Origin of the sequence: Parasaccharibacter sp. TMW 2.1884 (genome assembly GCF_023337695.1) — a bacterium.
Lineage (GTDB): Bacteria > Pseudomonadota > Alphaproteobacteria > Acetobacterales > Acetobacteraceae > Bombella > Bombella apis.
The window spans coordinates 129763-150931 of sequence record NZ_QORR01000003.1; the positions used below are offsets into that span (position 1 = coordinate 129763).

A 21169-nucleotide genomic window follows, 5' to 3' on the forward strand; every position below is an offset into this window, starting at 1 on the left:
GGGGCTTCATGGTCGGGCGACTTTATCCGGGCTTGCCTGAAGATGCCAGCTTTCTCTTCACCGGCTGCGTGACTTCCTGCCCAGCGGGAGGGTTTTCAGGGCAGGAATGGCGGTAGAGGGCTGTCTGTCTTCAGGGGGCGGAGGGCGATGTAGGATTTCACGTGGCCGATCGTGTCATGCGCCAGCAACTGGTCTGTAACGAAAGTGGAGAGGCTCGGCAGGTCTTTCGTCACGACCTTGAGGATGTAATCGGCATCACCGCTGACGGCATGGGCTTCCTGGATCATGGAGGTACTGTTTATGAGGGCCTGGAAGCGTTCGAAGGCCCCGGCAGCATGGCCCTTCATGATGACCTGGACGAAGGCCATCACGCCCAGCCCCATGGCCTGCTGGTCCAGCGTGACACTGTACCCCCGGATGACACCGGCCTTCTCCAGCAGGAGTCGGCGGCGGGAACACTGGGACGGTGAGAGGCCGATGGCCTCGCCCAGCTCCCGGTTGGTCAGACGCCCGTTGCGGTGCAGGGCGGACAGGAGCTTCCAGTCAAGATGGTCCATGATGTGCGCTTTCATGCGTGATCCGTGCGGAGAAGGGGGCATGATAGATCATATTTGCACACAGATTGCATATATATTGCAGTATGATCGAGGGCCGAACGGGGTTTCGTGCGAGGCGGGTATTCTGCCTGTACGGGAGTACGCCCTCTTCACAGGTTTTAGGAATTTGTTCATGCGCATGCAGATCGGGGCCTATCTGGCCCGCCGCCTCGTCGAGGCAGGAATCAGCCATCTTTTCGGTGTTCCGGGGGATTTCAACCTTTCTTTTCTGGAGCAGGTGGAGGCTGATGCGTCCCTGACCTTCGTGGGAAACTGCAACGAGCTGAATGCCGCCTATGCCGCCGATGGCTATGCCCGCACCTCCGGCCTGTGCGGCCTGGTGACGACCTTTGGCGTGGGTGACCTCGGGGCCATCAGTGGCATTGCCGGGGCCTATGCCGAGCGTGTTCCGTTCGTGCACATCACCGGGATTCCACCGCTTCATGCGGTCGAGGGGCGTGCCCTGCTGCATCATACGCTGGGTGATGGCGGGTATGGCAACATCGGGCGGTGCATGGCGGAATATACGGTCGCCCAGGCCCGCCTGACGCCGGAAAATGCCGTGGAAGAAATCGACCGTGTCCTCCAGACCTGCTGGCGGGAGCGGCGGCCTGTCCATCTCCAGCTGCCATCCGACATCACCCATCTGAACATCGAGGTGCCCGAAGAACCGTTCCGTTTTGCCCTTCCGCAGGGTGATGCGGAACAGGTGGCCCTGGCGGCCGGGCACATCGCCACACGTCTGGCTGCGGCCCGCTCGCCGGTGATGATTCTCGATTCCGATGCCGACCGCTTCGGCGTGGCCAGGCAGATTGCCGTGCTGGCGGAACGCTGTGCAATCCCCTGTGTGGCGGCGGCTCCGGCCAAGGCCGTGCTGGATGAGACAGCCCCCTACTATCTGGGTGGCTATGTGGGTGGGGCCAGCCGCCCGGACATCAGGGAGCTGGTCAGCCAGTCAGACTGCGTGATCGGGGTCGGCCTGCGTTTCACGGAGCTCAACACGGGCTTCTTCACGCATGAGATCCGCCCGGAGGCGTTCATCAATCTTCAGGCCCATGATGTGAGCCTTGCAGGCCGGTCCATTCCGGCTGCCCCTGTCGGGGCCGTGCTGGAGGCCCTGCTGGCGCAAGTGACGCCGTCTTCCCGCACGCTGCCTGTCCGTCCGGCGGATTCTGCTGCGTCCCTGCCCGGTGAGGCGGCGGACCGGCTGACCCATGCGACCCTCTGGCCCCGTGTGGCCCGTTTCCTGAAGGAAGGGGATGTCGTGGTCGGTGAGGCGGGGACGAGCAACACCGCCCTGCTGGGCACGCCTTTCCCCCGGAACAGCCATTACATTTCCCAGCCCATCTGGGGGGCCATCGGCTATACCCTGCCAGCCCTGTTCGGCTCCCAGCTTGGCAGCCCGGACCGGCGGCACCTGCTCTTCATCGGTGATGGCTCCTTCCAGCTGACAGCGCAGGAACTCTCCACCATCCTGCGGCATGACCAGAAGCCCATCATCTTCCTGCTCAACAACAGGGGCTATACGATCGAGCGCCTGATTCTGGGGGAACATTCCCGGTACAACGACATTGCCAACTGGCGTTATGCTGACCTGCCCCGGGCGTTCGACCGGGAGGACAGGGCCCTGTCCCTCGTGGTGGAAACGGTCAGCGATCTGGAGCAGGCCCTGAAACAGGCAGAACAGGCCGACCGTGCCGTGTTCATCGAGGTCCTTCTGCCGGAGATGGATGCTCCGGATGCCCTGAAGAGATTTGGCATGGTCGTGGCGGATTATGATTACGGTCCGCAGGGCCCGCGCAATGCCAGCATGAAGACCAGTGCGAAAGAAGGATGAAGCAGTCCATGTTCCAGTCTGTTGAACTGTCTCCGGGGGATCCCATCCTGTCGCTGGTGGAGGACTTCAAGCGGGATGACCGGGTGAAGAAGGTCAATCTCAGCATTGGCCTGTATTATGATGAGGCAGGTCATGTCCCGCAGCTGGCCTGCATCCGCAAGGCGCATGAAAGGCTGGCCACCCAGCAGGACAGGCCGGACCTCTACCTGCCGATGGAAGGTCTGGCTTCCTACAGGCAGGCTGTCCAGCACCTGCTGTTTGGCTGTGGCAGCGAGCCGGTGCAGACCGGCCGCATCGCCACGGTCCAGAGTCTTGGTGGGTCTGGCGCACTGAAGGTCGGGGCAGATTTCCTGCACCGCTATTTTCCGCAGGCCGAACTGTGGGTCAGTGATCCGACATGGGAAAATCACATTTCCATTTTTGCCGGAGCCGGTTTCAGGACACAGGCCTATCCCTATTTTGACCCGGCAACGGGCGGTGTGAATTTTGAGGCCATGATGGCCTGCATCCGCCAGATTCCGGAACATCATGTCGTCCTGCTTCATCCCTGCTGCCATAATCCGACAGGGGCCGATCTGACGGCTGACCAGTGGGATGAGCTGATCCCTGTCCTGAAGGACCGGAAGCTGATCCCGTTTCTGGACCTTGCCTATCAGGGGCTGGGTCATGGGCTGGAGGCAGACGTGTATGCCGTGCGGGCCATGGTGGATGCGGGGCTGGAGTTCCTGCTCAGCAATTCGTTCTCCAAGATATTTTCCCTGTACGGGGACCGCATCGGGGCCCTGTCGGTCGTCTGTCGGGATGGTGATGTGGCAGAGCGGGTGCTGAGCCAGCTCAAGGTCACGGTGCGGCGGAACTATTCCAGTCCGCCCGTCCGTGGGGCGCAGCTTGTGGATGCCGTTCTGGGAGATCAGGCCTTGGCGCAGCTCTGGCGGGAGGAAGTGGCAGCCATGGGGGCCCGCATCCGTGTGATGCGCCAGAGGCTTCATGAGCAGCTTTCCGCCCGTCTGCCGGGGCAGGATTTCCGGTACCTGCTGAAGCAGCGTGGCATGTTCAGCATGATGAAGCTGTCACCCGCTCAGGTGGACCGTCTGCGGGAGGAGCATGGTGTCTATGTTCTTCGCAGTGGCCGTGTCTGCATGGCGGGGCTGAATGAGCACAATCTGCCGCCTGTTGTGGAGGCTCTGGCCGCCGTTCTGGCTGGTGTGTGAGGAGGAGAGGCCGGGGGCAGGGCATGAAGGCCCGCCCCCGGCCAGGGTCTCAGACTTCCGTGCTGGTCTCGGTTTCCACGACCGTGCGGAGGCGTCGCAGCCGTAACGTGTTGCAGAGCACGAAGATGCTGGAGAGCGCCATGGCCCCTGCGGCGAAAGGGGGGGACAGCAGCGTGCCAGTGAATGGGTAGAGCACCCCTGCGGCAATCGGCAGCAGCACGATGTTGTAGGCGAAAGCCCAGAAGAGATTCTGCCGTATGATGGTCATCGTGGCCCGGGACAGGGCAAGGGCATTGGGCACGGTCATCAGGCTCTCGCCCGTCAGGACGAGGTCTGCGGCCTCTATGGCGATATCTGTTCCATGGCTGATGGCAAGCCCGGTGTCAGCCTGTGCCAATGCCGGGGCGTCATTGATGCCATCGCCCACGAAGGCCACGGAACCGTGTGTCTTCTGAAGGGTCCGTATGGCCTCACCTTTTTCATGCGGCAGGACCTGGGCGATGACTTCCTCGATTCCGGCCAGGCGGGCGATATGCCGGGCTGTAGGTTCGATGTCCCCGGTAATCATGGCTGTCCGTATATTCTGGGCCCGCAGGGCTGCAACGGCTTTCATGGCGGAGGGGCGGATGGGGTCCGCCACGCCCATGAGGGCCACGATCTGTCCCCCATGGGCCATGAAGAGGGGGGACGTGCCTTTCTGGCTCAGCTCTGCAGCAAGCCGGTTGGCTTCTGCATTATGGAAGCCCAGAGCCCTCATGCAGGCCTGGCTGCCAAGATGGATGCTCTGCCCGTCTTCATCCTGCGCTTCTATGCCCAGTCCGGGCATGATGCGGGCATGACGGGTCTTTACGGAAGGCAGGTCCCGTTCCTGCGCAGCTGTGACGATGGCCCGGCTGACAGGGTGGTCGGACTGCGTTTCGACTGAGGCGGCAAGGGCCAGCAGGGTGTTCTCGGCCTGCTCAGGATGGTCGGAGGTGTTCTTGTCCAGCAGGTAGAATTCTGTCATCCGGGGCTGGCCGGCCGTCAGGGTGCCGGTCTTGTCGAAGGCAACCAGAGTGGTGGATTCCAGCGTCTGGAGGGCTTCGCCCTTGCGGAAGAGGATGCCCATTTCCGCCGCTTTGCCCGTACCGACCATGATGGCTGTTGGCGTGGCGAGGCCCATGGCACAGGGACAGGCGGCGATCAGTACGGCAATGGCATTGACGAGAGCATGGCCCAGCGCCGGGGCAGGGCCCAGAAACAGCCAGATGAGGAATGTCAGCACGGCCAGCAGAATGATGGCTGGGACAAACCACAGGGTCACTTTGTCCACGAGGGACTGGATGGGCAGTTTGCCACCCTGGGCCTGTGCGACCATGCTGATGATGCGGGCCAGCATGGTGTCGGCTCCAGTGGCCGTGGCCTGGACCGTCAGTGTTCCTTCCTGGTTGATGGTCCCGCCGATGACGGTATCGCCGACCTGCCGGAGGGCTGGCATGGGCTCGCCTGTCAGCAGGGATTCATCCAGATGGCTTTCCCCTTCCAGTACGATTCCATCCAGCGGAACCCGCTCGCCGGGGCGGACAAGAAGCCTGTCGCCCGTCTGTATCTGGGCGACAGGGACAATGCGGCATGCTCCTTCAGTCAGCAGATGGGCATGCTGCGGTTGCAGATGGGTCAGTTTTTCCAGCGCTGCGGATGTGCGGCCTTTTGCTCTGGCCTCCATCATGCGTCCCAGAAGAACGAGCGTCAGGATGGCCAGGATGGTGTCAAAGTAGAGATGCTGTGTACCGGCTGGCATCAGGGTGGGGCAGAACACCACGAGGCTGGAGTACAGATAGGCGGCCCCAGTCCCCAGTGCGACCAGTGAGTTCATGTTTGGTGCCCGGCGCAGCAGGGCCGGTATCCCGGCCTGGTAGAAGCGCCGGCCCGGCCCCAGCAGGGCGACACTGGCCAGTGCCCATTGCAGCAGGGGCTGTATGGCAGGTGGAATGAGACCAAACCCGTGTCCCATTGTCATGAACAGGATGGCCAGCCACAGCAGGGCAGACATCATCAGGTCCCGCCACTGGGTTTTCATGGCCTGCTTCATGCGTTGTTTCTGTGTCAGGGCATTTTCCAGCCCTGTCTCTCCCTCCAGCAGCGAGGCGGCGAATCCCATTTTCTGGATGGCGCTGATGAGCGCCTGATGTGTGGCTGTCCCGGTTACCTGTGCGGTGGCTGTTGCCAGATTGACGCTGGCCATCCTGACGCCGATGACGTCCTGAAGGCTCTTCTCCACCCGTGTGGAACAGGCAGCGCAGCTCATCCCTTCAATGCGTAATGTGATGGGCGGGGACGGGACATCATACCCGGCCTGTTCGACAGCCTGGATGAGAGCCGTGCGGGAGGCCGTGCCTGTGACATGGGCCGTGGCAGTTGCCAGATTGACGCTGGCCTGTTCAACGCCTGGAACGGCCCGGAGGGCTTTCTCCACCCGTGCGGAGCAGGAGGCGCAGCTCATCCCTTCTATGGGAAGCGTCTGGGATGATGGTGAAGCAGGCATGGGGCTCCCCTGTATGGTGGTGTCAGGCTGGTATATCGTGCAGTAGCATGTGGAACAAAAGTAGCATTTGCTGGGCATGGGTGAAGAAAAAACGTTTTTCTGCATGGGAGTTAGACAGACATATGCAGAAAAGACGAGGCTCCCATGAGAGAAATTTGCTGAATGGTAAAATGATCAGTGGTATGTTTACCGGCAGTCAGTAATTTTCTGGCGCAAATGCAAGATTTGATCCGCCAGACCGGTTGTTCCGGTACAGTGGCGGATTCAGGGAGGAATATCCATGGCGGACGCTATCAATGTTGATGAGCTCAAGTCCAAGGCTGAGGAAATCGTCAACCCCGATGAACTGAAAGCCAAGGCTGAGGAATATGCCAGCCGTGCCCAGGAGGCATTCCAGTCCATCAGCAAGGACCTGAAGCCCAAGAGCCGTTGCCAGTGTGTTGGTCAGACGCTGCTGTGGAGTGGTGCCATTGTGGCCGCTCTGGCTGGCCTGTGTGCCATTGGCCGCTGGCTGAAGAAGTAAGCCTTCAGAGCCAGTTCTGTAAAAAGATGCAATCGGGAAACCCCCAGCCCTGCGGCTGGGGGTTTTTCGTGTCCGGTTTCAGCTGCGCACCGCCTTGGCCAGAGAACGGATTTTCTCCAGTGCCGTGGGGATGCTTCTGGCCGTGGCGTGGCCGTGTTCATCATAGGTGGCGGCCATCTCCTTGATGATGGCGGATGCCACGACGGCCCCGTCGCTGATGCGGGAGGCCGTGCGGGCCTGCTCCGGCGTGCTGATGCCAAAACCGGCCACGACGGGAAGGTCCGTGGCGGCCCGAAGGCGGGTCATGGCGACTTTCAGCTGCTCTTCCGTGGCGCTGCGTGTGCCTGTGATGCCCGTGATGCTCACATGATAGACGAACCCGCTGGCCTTCCTGAGGATGGTCTTCAGCCGGTCATCCGGGGTGGTGGGGGCGGTCAGGGTGATCATGTCCAGCCCTTCCGCTCTGGCGTGGGGGGCCAGCTCCTCGGACTCCTCAGGCGGCAGGTCCACCACGATCAGCCCATCCACACCGGCGGAGCGGGCATCCTTGCAGAATCGCTCCACACCGTAACTGTCGATCGGGTTGTAATAGCCCATCAGGATGATCGGCGTATGGTCATTCTCCTTGCGGAAGTCCCGGATGAGCTCCAGCGTTCCCTTCAGGGTGGCCCCGGCCTTCAGGCCACGCCGTGCGGCTAGCTGGATGGTCGGGCCATCGGCGGAGGGGTCGGAGAAGGGCACGCCGACCTCGATGAGATCGGCCCCGGCCTCGGGCATCTGGCGCAGCAGGGCCAGGGATGTCTCCCTGTCCGGGTCGAAGGCTTCCAGATAGGGCAGCAGGGCACCACGGCCCTCTTTTTTCAGGCGGTCGAAACAGGTCTTGATGCGGCTCATGGTGGCTCTCCTTACAGTTTCACGCCCAGATGGGCCGCAACGGTGGGTACGTCCTTGTCACCCCGGCCGGACAGGTTGACGATGATGGTCTGGTCTCTGGTCATGGTCGGGGCCATGACGATGGCATGGGCCACGGCATGGGCACTTTCCAGCGCCGGGATGATGCCCTCCAGCTTCGTGAGGGTCTGGAAGGCGTCGAGGGCCTGATCGTCCGTGGCGCTGACGTAGTTCACCCGGCCAATATCCTTGAGCCATGAATGTTCCGGCCCGATGCCGGGATAGTCCAGCCCCGCACTGATGGAGTGGGCCTCCGTGATTTGCCCGTGTTCGTCCTGTAGCAGGTAGGTGCGGTTGCCATGCAGGACGCCGGGCCTGCCACGGGCGATGGACGCTGCCGTCTTGCCGCTGTCCAGCCCCAGCCCGGCGGCCTCCACGCCGTAAAGCGGGACATCGGCATCATCGAGGAAGGGGTGAAAAATCCCCATGGCGTTGGACCCGCCCCCGATGGCGGCGATGACGGCATCCGGCAGGCGGCCTGTCTGTTCCTGTATCTGCTCACGGGCTTCCGTCCCGATGACGGACTGGAAGTCCCGCACCATGGCCGGGTAAGGATGTGGCCCTGCCACCGTGCCGACAAGGAAGTAGGTGTTCTCCACATTGGCCACCCAGTCCCGCATGGCCTCGTTCATGGCATCCTTCAGCGTGCCGGCTCCCGCCGTGACGGGATGGACCTTGGCTCCCAGCAGGTGCATGCGGAAGACATTGGGCTTCTGCCGCTCCACATCGGTGGCCCCCATGTAGATTTCGCAGTCCAGCCCGAAGAGGGCACAGACGGTGGCCGTGGCCACGCCGTGCTGTCCGGCCCCGGTCTCGGCCACGATGCGGGTCTTGCCCATGCGGCGGGCCAGAAGAATCTGGCCCATCACGTTGTTCAGCTTGTGGGAGCCCGTGTGGTTCAGCTCTTCCCGCTTGAGGTAGATCTGCGCTCCGCCGAGCGTCTCGCTCAGCCGTCTGGCGTGCCAGAGCGGGCTGGGACGACCCACATAGTGGCGGAGGTAATAATCCAGCTCTTCCTGAAACTGCGGGTCAGTCTTGGCGTGGTTGTAGGCTTTTTCCAGTTCCAGCATCAGGGGCATGAGGGTTTCGGCCACGAAACGCCCGCCGTGGATTCCGAAATGCCCCCGTTCATCCGGTCCGGTGCGAAGGGAATTGAGCTGGCTGGTGATGGGTTTGTCTACTGGCATGATGTGTGTCTTTACGTCTTGAATGAAGGATCAGTCGATGGATGGGGAGGCGGCCTCCAGCCCCAGGGCCTGCCGGATGAGCGTTTCCTGCTCGGCCTGGTGGATGCCGGGCAGCCCGGTGGCGGGTGAGGCGGAGGCCTTGCGCCCGGCATAATGCGGGCGGGTGCAGGCATGGCCGATCTCCCGCAGGCAGGCTTCGATGCGCCGGTCCACGAACTGCCAGGCCCCGCCATTTTCCGGCTCTTCCTGACACCAGATGACGTCTTCTGCCTGGGGGTGATGACCCAGCTCTTCGGCCAGGGCATGATGGGGGAAAGGATAGAGCTGCTCCAGCCGGATGATGGCGCAGTGTTTCAGTCCGGCGTCTTCCCTTTGCTGGAGGAGGTCGTAATAGACCTTGCCACTGCACAGGATGACCCGCCGTGCGCCACCGGCGCAGGTGGCATCGGCAATGACGGGCGCAAAGCGTGTCTGCGGTCCCATCTCGCTGAGCAGGGAGACGGCCTGCTTGTGCCGCAGGAGCGACTTGGGGCTGAACACGACCAGCGGCTTGCGGCAGCGGCGGGCGATCTGCCGCCGGAGCAGATGGAAGAAGCTCGCCGGGCTGGAGGGCATGCAGACCCGCATGTTGTTCTCGGCACAGAGCTGGAGGAAGCGCTCCGGGCGGGCGGAGGAATGTTCCGGCCCGGCTCCCTCATAGCCGTGGGGCAGGAGCAGGGTCAGGCCGGATGTCCGCAGCCATTTCGTCTCTCCGGCCGCAAGGAACTGGTCGATGATGATCTGCGCCCCGTTGGCGAAGTCGCCAAACTGGCCTTCCCACAGCACCAGCGCATCCGGGTTGCCCAGAGAATAGCCATACTCGAACCCCATCACGCCATATTCGGAGAGGGGGGAGTTCCACACGTTCACGGGGGCCTGCCGGGGGGCGATATGGGCCAGCGGCGTGTAGTGATGGCCCGTATGCTGGTCCGTCAGCACGGCATGGCGCTGGCTGAAGGTTCCCCGGCCGCAATCCTGCCCGGAGAGGCGTATGGCGTGGCCATCAAGGGCCAGCGTGCCAAAGGCAAGGGCCTCTGCCGTGGCCCAGTCTACCGGGCCGCCCTCGGCCAGCGTGGCCTGCTTCGCCCGAAGCTGCCGGGCCAGACGGGGATGGACGGTGAAATCCGCCGGAATGGCTGTCATTGCTTCCCCAACCTGCTGGAGCCGGGGCAGGGGCACGCCCGTCATGGGCTGGATGCGTTCGGGCGTGTCCAGCAGGCGGGTGGGGTCCTGCGGGCTGTAATCCAGCCAGTCGGTCGGGTCCGGCTGGTAGGTGTCGGCATCCTCGAAGGCCTGATGGAGCTGGGCCTGCACATCATCCCACAGGGCCTCCACCTCGGCAGGGTGGATGTCCGTCTCGGCCAGAACCTTCCCGGCATAGAGGCGGCGGAGTGTCGGGTGCTGGCTGATGGTCTGCACCATCGCAGGCTGCGTGAAGGCGGGGTCGTCCGTCTCGTTATGGCCGTGGCGGCGGTAGCTGATGATGTCCACCACGATGTCGCTGGCAAAGGTCTTCCGCCATTCATGGGCAAGGGCGGCACAGCGGGCCACGGCCTCGGGGTTGTCGCCATTCACGTGCAGGATGGGGGCCTGCACGGTTTTGGCGATGTCGGTGTTCCAGATGCCGGAATGGGCTGAGTCCGGGCTGGTGGTGAAGCCCACCTGATTGTTGATGATGAGATGCACCGTGCCGCCGGTACGGTATCCTTCCAGCCGGGACAGCTGGAGTGTTTCATACACCACGCCCTGCCCGGCGAAGGCGGCGTCCCCGTGGACGAGAATTCCCAGATGCTTCTGGCGGTCCTCATCCCTGTCCCTGTCCTGGTCGGCCCGGACACGGCCCAGCACGACCGGGTCCACCGCCTCCAGATGGGACGGGTTGGGGAGGAGGGAGATGCGGATCTCGTGGCGGCCCTGCCGGATGGTGGTCGTGGTGCCCAGATGGTACTTCACGTCCCCGGAGACCCGGATGCCTTCCGGGTAGAAGGCCTTGCCTGCGAATTCGCTGAAGATGGCGGCATAAGGCTTGCGCAGGATGTTGGCCATGACATTCAGCCGCCCCCGATGGGGCATGCCGAGCGAGATGGAGCGCACGCCGTCCCGTGCCGCCTCATTCAGCAGGGCCTGAAGGGCGACGATGAGGCTTTCTCCGCCTTCAAGGCCGAAACGGCGCATCCCGGTGAAACGCTGCTGGCAGAAGGTCTCGAAGCCTTCGGCACGGGTGAGCAGGCTCAGGATGCGCTCCTGCGAGAGGGGCAGGGCGGTGGCCGGTTTTTCTTCCAGATGGTCGATCCACCACTGCCGCTGCTGGCTGTCCTGAAGATGCATGAACTCCGCCCCGATCGGCCCGCAATAGGTCCGTTTCAGGCGGGCCAACAGGGTGGGGTCGGTCTGGCTGTCGGGGGTGAGGGCATCGATCTGGCGGGCAGGGCGCAGGCCCAGCGGGTCCAGCTCTGCCTGGAGATGCCCGCAGAGGCGGAAGGCCTCCTTCAGCCGTTCATCCCGCAGGCTGACGTCCGGGACCGTGGCGTGCGGGCCTGTCTCATGTCTGGCAGGGTCGCCCATGGTGGCGAACAGCGTGTCATAGTCGGAAGGGACGGAGGCCGGGTCCTCCAGCCACTGGGTGTACAGCTCACCGAGATAGGCGATGTTTTCGCCATTGATCGCATTCTGGTGGTTCGGTGAGCCCGTCATGATGGCATCTTTCCTTCTTGCCTCGCTGGGAGGGTATTTTTAACCGATCGTGCCGGGAAGGCAAAATCTTCCCTCACCTTGTCGTCAGAGGGGCCGGGACGGCTTGCCTGCCCTGTCGGAGGGCGGTAGCGTGACTGTCACCATGAGTACGATTTCTATCAATTACGAGGCTGTCAGGCGGGCCGTGGTCAGCCGGGTGCCATGTCCGCACATTGTGGTGCCGGATTTCCTTGCGGGGCCGTCGCTGGCCCGGGCCGTGTCCCTGCTGCCGGAGATACGGGCGGGCGGGTCTTTCCCCATCGGGGCGCTGGAGCTCCATCCCGAGCTCAAGGCCATGATGGAAGACTTTGCCGGGCCCCGGCTGAAAGAGATCGTCTCTGAGAAATTCGGGCTGGATGTCCGTTCTGCGCCCAGCATGGTGACCATGCGGGGCCAGACACGGGCCAAGGATGGCCGCATACACAGGGACAGTGCCTCCAAGCGTGTGACCATCCTGCTCTATCTCAATGACCCGGAAAAGGATTGGGATCACAAGGGGGGGTGCCTGCGTTTTCTCAACGGGCCTGACGATGTGGAGGATTATGCCAGCGAGATTCCGCCTGTTGGTGGCACGCTGGTCATTTTCCCCAATGGGCCGGACACATGGCACGGCCACCGCCCCTATGTGGGGGCACGCCACACGGTCCAGCTCAATTACATGGCGCGGGATGGCCGTGCCCGGTATGAGCTGGTGCGTCATCATGTGTCCGCCTTCTGCAAGCGGTTGCCTTTTTTCGGGTAGAGACAGCTCTTATAATGAGGCCCGGATGGGTTTCTGAATGAAACGGGGCGGGGTTGGGCCCTGCCCGAGGGAGAATGAGAGAATGGGTTACAGGGTTGCCGTCGTTGGAGCGACAGGGGCTGTTGGGCGTGAGATTCTGAAGACACTGGCGGAACGTCAGTTCCCGGTGGATGACATCGTGGCACTGGCCTCCGCCCGGTCTGCCGGGCGTGAGGTGTCCTTTGGTGAGAAGAAGGTCCTGAAGGTCCAGAATCTGGAGACGTTCGATTTCACGGGCTGGGATATCGCCCTGTTTTCTCCCGGTGGGGCGGTCTCTGCAAAGTATGCCCCCAAGGCTGCGGCAGCGAAATGTCTGGTCGTGGACAACACGTCCCATTTCCGCATGGAGCCGGGCGTGCCGCTCGTGGTGCCGGAGGTCAATGCAGCTGCCCTGAAGAAGGCCCGCAAGGGCATCATCGCCAACCCCAACTGCTCCACCGCCCAGATGATGGTGGCCCTGAAGCCGCTGCATGACCTGTTCCGCATCAGGCGTGTGGTGGTGTCCACCTATCAGGCCGTGTCGGGAGCCGGGAAGTCTGGCATGGATGAGCTGTTCAGCCAGACGAAGGGCAGCTTCGTGAATGACGCACCGACCATTGCCCAGTTCACCAAGCAGATCGCCTTCAACCTGATCCCGCATATCGACCGCTTCATGGAGGATGGTTCCACCAAGGAAGAATGGAAGATGGCGGTCGAGACCCGCAAGATTCTGGACCCGGACATCAAGGTTCTGGCCACCTGCGTGCGTGTGCCGGTCTTCATCGGTCATTCCGAGGCCATCAGCATCGAGTGTGAGAAGCCGGTCGATCTGGAGAAGGCCCGTGCCGCCCTGCGGAAGGCTCCGGGCGTCGTGCTGCGGGACGAGCGGGAAGATGGCGGTTACGTCACTCCGATCGAATGTGTGGGTGAGGATGACACCTATGTGTCCCGCCTGCGCATCGACCCGACCGTGGAGAATGGTCTGGCCTTCTGGTGCGTGTCGGACAATCTCCGCAAGGGAGCAGCCCTCAATGCCGTGCAGATTGCCGAAAGCCTGCATGAGCAGCATCTGATCGGCAAGGACTCGCCGCTCTGGCAGCCGGTTGCCCGCCCGGAAGAGCCGGCGTAAAAGGCGTTACTTTCTGGAAAAGGTTCTGCCTTTCTGGTGGAACCTTTTCATAAGTTATGCCTGTAAAAGAGTGTAAGTGAAATCCTCTTCCCAAAAGGTGGTGCTGTCTCCATAGTGGATGAGCTATGTCTTATTTCACTTACACGCCTCCTCGCACGCCTGTTCCCTCCGGGGGGCGGGTTGGTGTTCTTCTCGTCAATCTCGGCACGCCGGATGATACGGGGTATTTCTCCGTCCGCCGCTATCTGAGGGAGTTTCTTTCAGACAGGCGGGTGATTGAGGCCCATCCCCTCATCTGGCAGCCGATCCTCAACACGCTGGTGCTGGCCCGTCGGCCCTCGGCCAGTGGGGCCAACTATGCCCGCATCTGGGACAGGGAGGAGAATGCCTCCCCTCTGCGTGTTTTTACCCGCAAGCAGGCGGAAGGGCTGGCCGAGCGTCTGGCCCCGGATGGAATCCCGGTGGCCTGGGGGATGCGCTATGGCCAGCCCTCTGTGAAGCAGGCCGTGGCGGAGCTGATGGACCAGGGTTGTGACCGTATCGTCAGCATTCCTCTCTATCCGCAATATTCCGCCACGACGACCGCAACGGCCAATGACCAGCTGTTCCGTGCCCTGATGCGCCTGCGGCGTCAGCCTTCCGTGCTGACGGTTCCTTCCTTCCCGGATCATCCACAGTTCATTGAGGCCCTGGTGGCTTCCGTGCGCCGGGTTTATGAGGGACTGTCTTTCACGCCGCAGCGTCTGGTGGCCTCCTATCATGGCCTGCCGAAAGAGTTCGTGGAGAAGGGCGACTCCTACCGGGATGAATGTGTCCGCACGACGAAAGCTCTGGCGGCGGCTCTGGGTCTGAGCGAGGAGGAGGTTCCGCTGACCTTCCAGTCACGCTTCGGCCCCATGGAATGGTTGCAGCCTTATACGGCCCCTTACATCTCGGCCCTGCCGAAACAGGGGATCACGAAGATTGCCGTCATCATGCCCGGTTTCATGGCGGACTGCATCGAAACGCTGGATGAAATTGGTCGTGAGGTGCGTGAGGAATTCATGGAAGCAGGTGGTGAGGAATTTGCTTTCATTCCCTGCCTGAATGATGCGCCAGAGGCTGTCACGTTGCTGGAGACCCTCTCCCGGCAGGCCATGAAAGGGTTCCAGTTCTGACTGGGTGAAGGAATATTCCGTTCAGGCATGAAAAAACCCGGCCATTTCTGGCCGGGTTTTTCTGTTCACACAGGAACGGTCAGGCATCAGTGAGCCGCAGGCTGTGCGTCACTTTCCGGATGTTCGGCATCGTACCACTGGGCCTTCTGGTTTGTCGCAGCAGCAGAATGGTTGTTCTGCCACCAGCCGGAACCATTCTGCTTGCTGTCGACAGGATGTTCCTTCTCCCACAGGGCAGCTTTCTCGGCGATGCTCTTGCGGTATTTGTGGCGCTGATACATGCCGACGGCGCAGCCGCCTACAGCACCGATTACGCCATGCTTATGGGCAACATGGCCAGCTACGGCCCCGGCGGCACCATATTTCAGGCAACCACCCGGCTCGGCCATGGCTGGAGCAGCAGAACCGGCCAGCACGGCAGCAGCGATGAGAGAGTAAATCTTGCGGGTCATGATCTGATCCTTGCAGAAAAATGAGACTGGCCTGTTGGTCATGGATGAGTGGCGTCCGGTTTCGGCCATCATGATGAAAGGCACGCCCTCTTATTGCTCATAATGGAGAGAGCGTCCATTGCCCCTTCATGATATGGGGTGAGGGACAGGGCTGGAAAGGATGCTAAAGGTTAATCTTTACTTTAATGATACGATCACACTATGGGGAGCGCCAACATGACAAAGGGACCACGCCGGGAAAGACAACCTGCCTGGCCAACGAAAGAAAATGGAATTGTCAGGGGATGAAATGGTCGGAGTGAGAGGATTCGAACCTCCGGCCCCTGCGTCCCGAACACAGTGCTCTACCAGGCTGAGCTACACTCCGACTTTGTGGGGCTATTCCTACCCTTCATCAGGGAAAGGCGCAAGGGGCAAACGGACTGTTTTTATAGAAAAATGAAGCCTTCTTTACAGAAATGGGCATGACACGCAAAAAAACCCGCCTCCCAGAAGGAAGAGCGGGTTTTTTGCAAAGAACCGGGCAAAGGGGCGTGTCTGCCTCGCCTGCCGGGTGCCTCAGAGGGCTTTTTCCAGAGCGGGGAGAAGCTCGAAGAGATCCCCGATCATGCCATAATCGGCCACTTTGAAGATCGGTGCTTCAGGGTCGATGTTGATGGCAACGATCACACGGCTGTCCTTCATCCCGGCGAGATGCTGGATGGCCCCAGAGAGGCCGGTGGCGATATAGAGTTCGGGAGCCACGACCTTGCCGGTCTGTCCGACCTGCATCTCATTGGGCGCAAAGCCGGAATCAACAGCCGCACGGGAGGCCCCGATGGCAGCGCCCAGCTTGTCGGCCACTGGTTCCAGCAGGGTATGGAAGTTGCTGGCATCCTTGAGGCCCTTGCCGCCAGAGATGACCACACGGGCCACTTCCAGCTCCGGCCGGTCAGACTGGCTCTGCTCCAGTTTTACGAAGCTGCTTTTGCCGTCATCTGCCGGAGCGTCCAGCACGTCGATGGGGGCACTGCCACCTTCTTCTTCCACGGGGTCGAAGCTGGAGGAGCGGACAGTCATGATTTTGATGCTGTCGCTGGACTGCACGGTAGCCAGTGCATTGCCCGCATAGATGGGCCGCACAAAGGTGGCATCATCCTTGATGGCCACGACGTCGGAGATCGGCTGGGCGTCCAGCAGACCAGCGAGGCGGGGCAGGATGTTTTTGCCAGTGGAGGACGCTGCGGAGAGGATATGGCTGTAAGACTCTGCCAGGCTGGCCAGCAGGGCAGCCGCAGGTTCGGCCAGAGCATGGTCCAGTGCGGGGACATGCAGGACCTTGCGGATGCCCGGCAGTTTGCTGGCGGCCTCTGTTCCTGCCTTGCCCAGAAGCAGGGCATCGACATCGCCAAAGCGGGAGGCAGCGGCAACGGCGGAGCGGGAGCCCTGACGTATCCTGCCGTTTTCGGCTTCAATCAGAACAAGTGCGGTCATCAGATCACCTTCGCTTCCGTCTTGAGCTTTTCGACCAGCTCTTCCACCGTTTCCACAATGACACCGGCCTTGCGTTCCGGCGGCTCCGCCACGCTGACGATCTTCAGGTGCGGCGTCAGGTCCACGCCGAGGGAACCGGCCTCGATCGTTTCCAGCGGTTTCTTGCGGGCCTTCATGATGTTGGGCAGGGAAGCATAGCGTGGCTCGTTGAGGCGCAGGTCCGCCGTGATGACGGCTGGCAGGCTCAGGGAGACGGTTTCCGTTCCGCCATCGACCTCACGGGCGACCTCGACCCTGCCATCGGCAATTTCCACCTTGCTGGCGAAGGTCCCCTGCGGCCAGCCCAGACGGGCGGCCAGCATCTGGCCTGTGGCGTTCATGTCGTCATCAATGGCCTGTTTGCCCATGGAGACAAGACCCGGCTGTTCTTTCTCCACAACGGCCTTGAGAAGGCTGGAGACGGCACGGGGTTCGACTTCGGCATCGGTCTGGATGAGGATGGCCCTGTCGGCACCCATGGCCATGGCCGTGCGCAGAACATCCTGAGCGACCTGTGCCCCGATGGTAACAGCAACCACCTCGTCAGCCTGGCCTTTCTCACGAAGGCGGAGGGCCTCCTCCAGTGCAATTTCGTCGAACGGATTCATGGACATTTTCACGCCCTGCGTTTCGACACCACTACCATCAGCCGCGACACGCGGCTTGATGTTGTAATCAACAACCCTTTTGACGGGGACAAGAACCTTCATGGTCATCCTTTGTTGCTGTCGCGGCTCAAAGTGAAACTGCCTTCAGACTATCCCCTTTTGTCTCAAAAGTCACATCCCGGAAGGATAGTTGGGCCCGCTGCTGCCCTCTGGCGTGCACCAGGTGATGTTCTGGTCCGGGTCTTTGATGTCGCAGCTCTTGCAGTGCACACAGTTCTGGGCATTGATGACCAGCTCGTCCGTTTCGCTGGTCTCATAGACACCAGCCGGGCAGTAGCGGCTCTCCGGTGCGGCGAAGCGGGTCAGGTTGACCTCTTTCCATGTGGCCATGTCCTGCACTTTCAGGTGTACGGGCTGGTCCTCATCATGGCTCAGATTGCTGAGGAAGACGGACTCGGCCCGGTTGAAGGTCAGTGTCCCGTCCGCCTTGGGGTAGCTGATTTTTGGGGCCTTTTCTGCCGGGATCATCGTCTCGTTGTCGGCATGGCGATGGCGCAGCGTCCACGGGGCCTGCCCGCGGAAGATCATGCTGTCGATTCCGCTATAGAGGGCCCCGCCCAGCATCCCCCAGTGCGAGAAGGCCGGACGGATGTTGCGGGCGGCGTGCAGTTCCTTCCACAGCCACGAGCTTTTGAGGCGGTCCATGTAGGAAGACGCTTCGGCCTGCTCATTCTGGATGGCGTCCATCACCGCCTCGGCAGCGATGATGCCGGATTTCATGGAGGTATGGATGCCCTTGATCTTGGGCATGTTGAGGAAGCCGGCACAATCGCCTGTCAGCACCCCTCCGGGGAAGACCGGATGGGGCAGGGACTGCACGCCTCCCTCAGAGATGGCCCGTGCCCCGTAGATGATGCGCCGGCCACCCTCGAAATGCTCCCGGAAGGCCGGGTGCTGCTTGGTGCGCTGCATTTCCTCGAACGGTGACAGCCACGGGTTGCGGTAATCCAGGGCCGTGATGAAGCCGTAGGAGACGAGATTTTTCCCGAAATGGTAGAGGAAGGCCCCGCCGTAGGTGTGTGTGTCCAGCGGCCAGCCGAAGCTGTGCTGCACGAAGCCGGGGCGGTGTTTTTCTGCCGGAATTTCCCAGACTTCCTTGATGCCAAGGCCGAAGGTCTGCGGGTCGGCCCCCTTGCGGAGGTCGAAGGTGTTCATGGCCTTCTTGCTCAGGGAGCCACGGGCACCTTCGGCCAGAATGGTCTGGCTGGCCCGCAGGATCATGCCCGGCATGTAGTCCGGTTTTTCTTCTCCCTTCCGGTTCACGCCCATGTCCCCGGTGATGATACCGCAGACCCTGCCATTCTCGATGAAGAGGTCAGCTCCGGCGAAACCGGGATAGATTTCGACTCCCAGAGCCTCGGCCTGTTCTCCCAGCCAGCGGCAGAAGGCTCCGAGAGAGATGACGTAATTTCCCCGGTTGTCCATCTGCGGCATGAGCAGATGCAGGGCCGGGACGGGGAGAGCGGCCTTTCTGGTCAGGAACAGCAGCTTTTCACTGCTGACGGGTGTATCCAGCGGGGCCCCCCGTTCTTTCCAGTCCGGGAAGAGTTCGGCCAGCGTTGTGGGCTCCAGTACGGCGCCAGAGACGATATGGGCGCCGACTTCGCTGCCCTTTTCCAGCAGACAGACGGAGAGGTCCGGATTTTCCTGTTTCAGCCGGATGGCCGCCGTCAGTCCGGCAGGCCCCCCACCCACGATGACAACATCAAAAGCCATTTCTTCCCGTTCAATGGCGGTGTTATCGCTCTGTGGCTGCGTCATGGCGTACTCCTGCTGGCTGCCTGAAACATGAAGCTGTACGGGGGACGTATCTCACCCTTTCCGTGTGAAGGTCCAGTAAAAAGGCTGCCGTCCTTCACGGAAGGCCTTGGCCTCATAACGGGTGGGGGACCAGCCCTCAGGCCGTTCCAGTGCAGGGGCTGGAGCCTCGAAGAGGTCCTGCTGGCCCATCACTTCTGTGACCCACTCCTGATAGACGGGATGGTCGCTGGCCACTCGCCAGTGGGCACCGGGCTTGAGGAGTCTGGCCATCTGCCGGATGTTTTCGGGATGGATGAAACGCCGTTTGGCATGGCGTGCTTTCGGCCACGGGTCCGGGAACATGAGGTAGGCCCGGTCCAGGCAGCCATCGGGCAGGCCCTTCAGCAGCTGGCGGCCATCTTCCGCCCAGAGGCGCAGGTTGTCAGGACCGGTGGCCGTGGCCTCTTCGCCTTCGGGAATGATGCGGGAGAGGAGGGAGCAGACGCCGTTATCGAACACTTCCGAGGCGATGTAGCCTGTCTCGGGGTTCCGGGCCGCCTGATCGAAGGCATGTTCACCGCCACCGAATCCGATTTCCAGATAGAGCTTTGAAACCGGCTTCCCGAAGCCCTTCAGCGGGTCGGCCATGTTGCGGAAATGCACACGGGGCAGGGCCTCATCCAGCAGGCGCTGCTGGCGGGGGCGGAGAGGATGGCCACGCTGGCGGCCATAGAGACGTTCGGGCTGGGGTTTGATGTCGTCAGGCAACGGTCGATACACAGTCTGAAAATGGCAAAAAGCCCCCACCCTCAACGCATGGTCCATGCGGGTCGGGAGAAGGGGCCTGAAGGGTGGAGGGGGACAGCCCCCTCCATGGAGACAGACTCAGCGGTTGAGCGCGCTCTTGAGCTGCTCGGCCAGGTCGGTGTTCTCCCATGTGAAGTTGTCCAGAGCGGGGTCTGGAATACGGCCAAAATGCCCGTAGGCAGCCGTCTTGGCGTAGATGGGGCGGTTCAGGCGCAGGCGTTCACGGATGCCACGGGGAGAAAGGTCCACCATCTCGTTCAGCAGGGAGCCGAGGCGGACCTCATCCACATCCTTGCCGGAGCCGTCGAGATCGACATAGACGGAAAGCGGACGGGAGACGCCGATGGCGTAGCTGAGCTGGATGGTGCAGCGGTCGGCCAGACCGGCAGCTACCACGTTCTTGGCGAGGTAGCGGGCGGCATAGGCGGCGGAACGGTCCACCTTGGTGGGGTCCTTGCCGGAGAAAGCCCCGCCACCGTGAGGGGCGGCACCGCCATAGGTGTCCACGATGATCTTGCGGCCTGTCAGACCGGCATCACCATCCGGCCCACCGATGACGAAGTTGCCCGTCGGGTTGACGTAGAATTCGTGTTCCGGGCACATCCAGCCTTCCGGCAGGACTTCACGCACGGTCTCACGCACCATCTCACGGATGGTGTTCTGCCGCATTCCTTCGACATGCTGCGTGGAGACGACGACGGAAGTTGCGCCGACCGGCTTGCCATCCACATAGCGCAGCGTGACCTGGCTCTTGGCATCTGGCAGCAGGCCGACGCCACGGGCATCACCCTGCTTGCGGTAGTCCCGGATGCGCTCGAGGATGTTCTGGGCATAGAACAGGGGAGCAGGCATCAGCTCTTCTGTTTCACGTGTAGCGAAACCGAACATGATGCCCTGGTCACCGGCCCCTTCATCCTTGTCGCCTGCGCTGTCCACGCCGACGGCAATGTCAGCGGACTGGGCATGGAGGAAGGAGGTGATCTCGGCCTTTTTCCAGGAGAAGCCTTCCTGGTCGTAGCCGATGTCCTTGATGGCCTGACGGGCACGGTCGATCAGGGTGTCCTCCACGGCCTTGGGGCCACGGACTTCACCGGCCAGAATGACACGGTTGGTGGTAACCAGCGTTTCACAGGCTACACGGGCTTCCGGGTCGGCTTCAAGGTAAGCATCGAGGACGGTATCGGAGATACGGTCTGCCACCTTGTCGGGATGACCTTCGGAAACGGATTCAGACGTAAAGAGAAAATCGCCGTGATTGCGCACTCAGGGACCTCACAGGGAATGAGTGGTGAAAAGAGGCTGCCCCTGCCCCCCGAAAGGCACAAGTGACAGGAAGTAAGAGT

Annotated in this window: 17 protein-coding genes and 1 tRNA gene; 6 read left to right on the forward strand and 12 right to left on the reverse strand. The window is 61.9% G+C overall.

What is annotated here, in order from left to right; translation table 11 throughout:
- Positions 1 to 95 precede the first annotated feature (95 nt).
- Positions 96 to 572: an Lrp/AsnC family transcriptional regulator gene (locus DTI93_RS06080; RefSeq protein WP_249079991.1), complete on the reverse strand. Its 477-nt coding sequence runs from the start codon at positions 570 to 572 to the stop codon at positions 96 to 98.
- Positions 573 to 729: 157 nt separating this feature from the next.
- Here DTI93_RS06080 and DTI93_RS06085 point away from each other — a divergent pair, with 157 nt between their 5' ends.
- On the forward strand, positions 730 to 2433 hold the full coding sequence (locus tag DTI93_RS06085) for an alpha-keto acid decarboxylase family protein (protein ID WP_249079994.1): 1704 nt from the start codon (positions 730 to 732) through the stop codon (positions 2431 to 2433).
- An 8-nt stretch (positions 2434 to 2441) separates the two neighbouring features.
- Complete coding sequence (locus DTI93_RS06090) at positions 2442 to 3644, forward strand: amino acid aminotransferase (protein ID WP_249079995.1); 1203 nt, start codon at positions 2442 to 2444, stop codon at positions 3642 to 3644.
- A gap of 49 nt (positions 3645 to 3693) precedes the next feature.
- Here the strand turns inward: DTI93_RS06090 and DTI93_RS06095 are convergent, their stop codons facing one another.
- Entirely contained in the window at positions 3694 to 6168 is a 2475-nt protein-coding gene (locus tag DTI93_RS06095; protein ID WP_249079997.1) for a heavy metal translocating P-type ATPase, read from the reverse strand.
- A gap of 280 nt (positions 6169 to 6448) precedes the next feature.
- Between DTI93_RS06095 and DTI93_RS06100 the strand changes: the two genes are divergently transcribed.
- A complete protein-coding gene (locus tag DTI93_RS06100; protein ID WP_043558707.1) occupies positions 6449 to 6691 on the forward strand; it encodes a hypothetical protein in 243 nt (80 codons plus the stop codon).
- Positions 6692 to 6769: 78 nt separating this feature from the next.
- Here the strand turns inward: DTI93_RS06100 and trpA are convergent, their stop codons facing one another.
- From trpA to DTI93_RS06115, 3 genes are read right to left on the reverse strand one after another with little or no spacing between them, the layout of a single operon-like run.
- Entirely contained in the window at positions 6770 to 7585 is an 816-nt protein-coding gene (gene trpA / locus DTI93_RS06105; RefSeq protein WP_249079998.1) for a tryptophan synthase subunit alpha, read from the reverse strand.
- An 11-nt stretch (positions 7586 to 7596) separates the two neighbouring features.
- Positions 7597 to 8829, reverse strand: coding sequence for a tryptophan synthase subunit beta (trpB, locus tag DTI93_RS06110; protein ID WP_043558701.1), 1233 nt, complete (start codon positions 8827 to 8829; stop codon positions 7597 to 7599).
- Positions 8830 to 8859: 30 nt separating this feature from the next.
- On the reverse strand, positions 8860 to 11562 hold the full coding sequence (locus tag DTI93_RS06115) for a 2-oxoglutarate dehydrogenase E1 component (RefSeq protein WP_249080000.1): 2703 nt from the start codon (positions 11560 to 11562) through the stop codon (positions 8860 to 8862).
- A 142-nt stretch (positions 11563 to 11704) separates the two neighbouring features.
- Here DTI93_RS06115 and DTI93_RS06120 point away from each other — a divergent pair, with 142 nt between their 5' ends.
- The 3 genes from DTI93_RS06120 to hemH all read left to right on the forward strand — a co-directional run bounded on the left by DTI93_RS06120 (position 11705) and on the right by hemH (position 14647).
- Positions 11705 to 12343: a 2OG-Fe(II) oxygenase gene (locus tag DTI93_RS06120; protein WP_081563348.1), complete on the forward strand. Its 639-nt coding sequence runs from the start codon at positions 11705 to 11707 to the stop codon at positions 12341 to 12343.
- Between the two features lie 82 nt (positions 12344 to 12425).
- On the forward strand, positions 12426 to 13490 hold the full coding sequence (locus DTI93_RS06125) for an aspartate-semialdehyde dehydrogenase (protein WP_081562491.1): 1065 nt from the start codon (positions 12426 to 12428) through the stop codon (positions 13488 to 13490).
- A 125-nt stretch (positions 13491 to 13615) separates the two neighbouring features.
- Positions 13616 to 14647, forward strand: coding sequence for a ferrochelatase (hemH, locus tag DTI93_RS06130; protein ID WP_043558690.1), 1032 nt, complete (start codon positions 13616 to 13618; stop codon positions 14645 to 14647).
- A gap of 86 nt (positions 14648 to 14733) precedes the next feature.
- Here the strand turns inward: hemH and DTI93_RS06135 are convergent, their stop codons facing one another.
- The 7 genes from DTI93_RS06135 to metK all read right to left on the reverse strand — a co-directional run bounded on the left by DTI93_RS06135 (position 14734) and on the right by metK (position 21089).
- Positions 14734 to 15099 carry a hypothetical protein gene (locus tag DTI93_RS06135; RefSeq protein WP_081563347.1) on the reverse strand — a complete coding sequence of 122 codons (366 nt, stop codon included), beginning with the start codon at positions 15097 to 15099 and terminating at the stop codon, positions 14734 to 14736.
- Positions 15100 to 15389: 290 nt separating this feature from the next.
- Positions 15390 to 15466, reverse strand: a tRNA-Pro gene (locus DTI93_RS06140).
- A 191-nt stretch (positions 15467 to 15657) separates the two neighbouring features.
- A complete protein-coding gene (locus DTI93_RS06145) occupies positions 15658 to 16572 on the reverse strand; it encodes an electron transfer flavoprotein subunit alpha/FixB family protein (RefSeq protein ID WP_103765761.1) in 915 nt (304 codons plus the stop codon).
- Positions 16572 to 17321, reverse strand: a complete 750-nt coding sequence (locus DTI93_RS06150) for an electron transfer flavoprotein subunit beta/FixA family protein (protein ID WP_043558796.1) — start codon at positions 17319 to 17321, stop codon at positions 16572 to 16574. Before DTI93_RS06150 ends, DTI93_RS06145 begins: the two co-directional genes overlap by 1 nt.
- A 69-nt stretch (positions 17322 to 17390) precedes the next feature.
- The gene (locus DTI93_RS06155; protein ID WP_227449753.1) at positions 17391 to 19040 is read right to left on the reverse strand and encodes an electron transfer flavoprotein-ubiquinone oxidoreductase; all 1650 of its coding nucleotides are present in this window, start codon (positions 19038 to 19040) and stop codon (positions 17391 to 17393) included.
- A gap of 51 nt (positions 19041 to 19091) precedes the next feature.
- On the reverse strand, positions 19092 to 19844 hold the full coding sequence (locus tag DTI93_RS06160; protein ID WP_081562490.1) for a tRNA (guanosine(46)-N(7))-methyltransferase TrmB: 753 nt from the start codon (positions 19842 to 19844) through the stop codon (positions 19092 to 19094).
- A gap of 60 nt (positions 19845 to 19904) precedes the next feature.
- Positions 19905 to 21089 carry a methionine adenosyltransferase gene (metK, locus tag DTI93_RS06165; RefSeq protein ID WP_081562489.1) on the reverse strand — a complete coding sequence of 395 codons (1185 nt, stop codon included), beginning with the start codon at positions 21087 to 21089 and terminating at the stop codon, positions 19905 to 19907.
- Between the last annotated feature and the right edge of the window lie 80 nt (positions 21090 to 21169).

Bases quoted from the DNA above. Each gene is read 5' to 3' on its own strand.
- DTI93_RS06090 (WP_249079995.1), top strand. From the start codon at position 2,442: ATGTTCCAGTCTGTTGAACTGTCTCCGGGGGATCCCATCCTGTCGCTG.
- DTI93_RS06100 (WP_043558707.1), top strand. From the start codon at position 6,449: ATGGCGGACGCTATCAATGTTGATGAGCTCAAGTCCAAGGCTGAGGAA.
- DTI93_RS06080 (WP_249079991.1), bottom strand. From the start codon at position 572: ATGAAAGCGCACATCATGGACCATCTTGACTGGAAGCTCCTGTCCGCC.
- DTI93_RS06125 (WP_081562491.1), top strand. From the start codon at position 12,426: ATGGGTTACAGGGTTGCCGTCGTTGGAGCGACAGGGGCTGTTGGGCGT.
- DTI93_RS06120 (WP_081563348.1), top strand. From the start codon at position 11,705: ATGAGTACGATTTCTATCAATTACGAGGCTGTCAGGCGGGCCGTGGTC.
- DTI93_RS06135 (WP_081563347.1), bottom strand. From the start codon at position 15,099: ATGACCCGCAAGATTTACTCTCTCATCGCTGCTGCCGTGCTGGCCGGT.
- hemH (WP_043558690.1), top strand. From the start codon at position 13,616: ATGTCTTATTTCACTTACACGCCTCCTCGCACGCCTGTTCCCTCCGGG.
- DTI93_RS06145 (WP_103765761.1), bottom strand. From the start codon at position 16,572: ATGACCGCACTTGTTCTGATTGAAGCCGAAAACGGCAGGATACGTCAG.
- DTI93_RS06160 (WP_081562490.1), bottom strand. From the start codon at position 19,844: ATGGACCATGCGTTGAGGGTGGGGGCTTTTTGCCATTTTCAGACTGTG.
- DTI93_RS06155 (WP_227449753.1), bottom strand. From the start codon at position 19,040: ATGACGCAGCCACAGAGCGATAACACCGCCATTGAACGGGAAGAAATG.
- DTI93_RS06115 (WP_249080000.1), bottom strand. From the start codon at position 11,562: ATGACGGGCTCACCGAACCACCAGAATGCGATCAATGGCGAAAACATC.
- DTI93_RS06150 (WP_043558796.1), bottom strand. From the start codon at position 17,321: ATGAAGGTTCTTGTCCCCGTCAAAAGGGTTGTTGATTACAACATCAAG.
- DTI93_RS06085 (WP_249079994.1), top strand. From the start codon at position 730: ATGCGCATGCAGATCGGGGCCTATCTGGCCCGCCGCCTCGTCGAGGCA.
- trpA (WP_249079998.1), bottom strand. From the start codon at position 7,585: ATGAGCCGCATCAAGACCTGTTTCGACCGCCTGAAAAAAGAGGGCCGT.
- trpB (WP_043558701.1), bottom strand. From the start codon at position 8,829: ATGCCAGTAGACAAACCCATCACCAGCCAGCTCAATTCCCTTCGCACC.
- DTI93_RS06095 (WP_249079997.1), bottom strand. From the start codon at position 6,168: ATGCCTGCTTCACCATCATCCCAGACGCTTCCCATAGAAGGGATGAGC.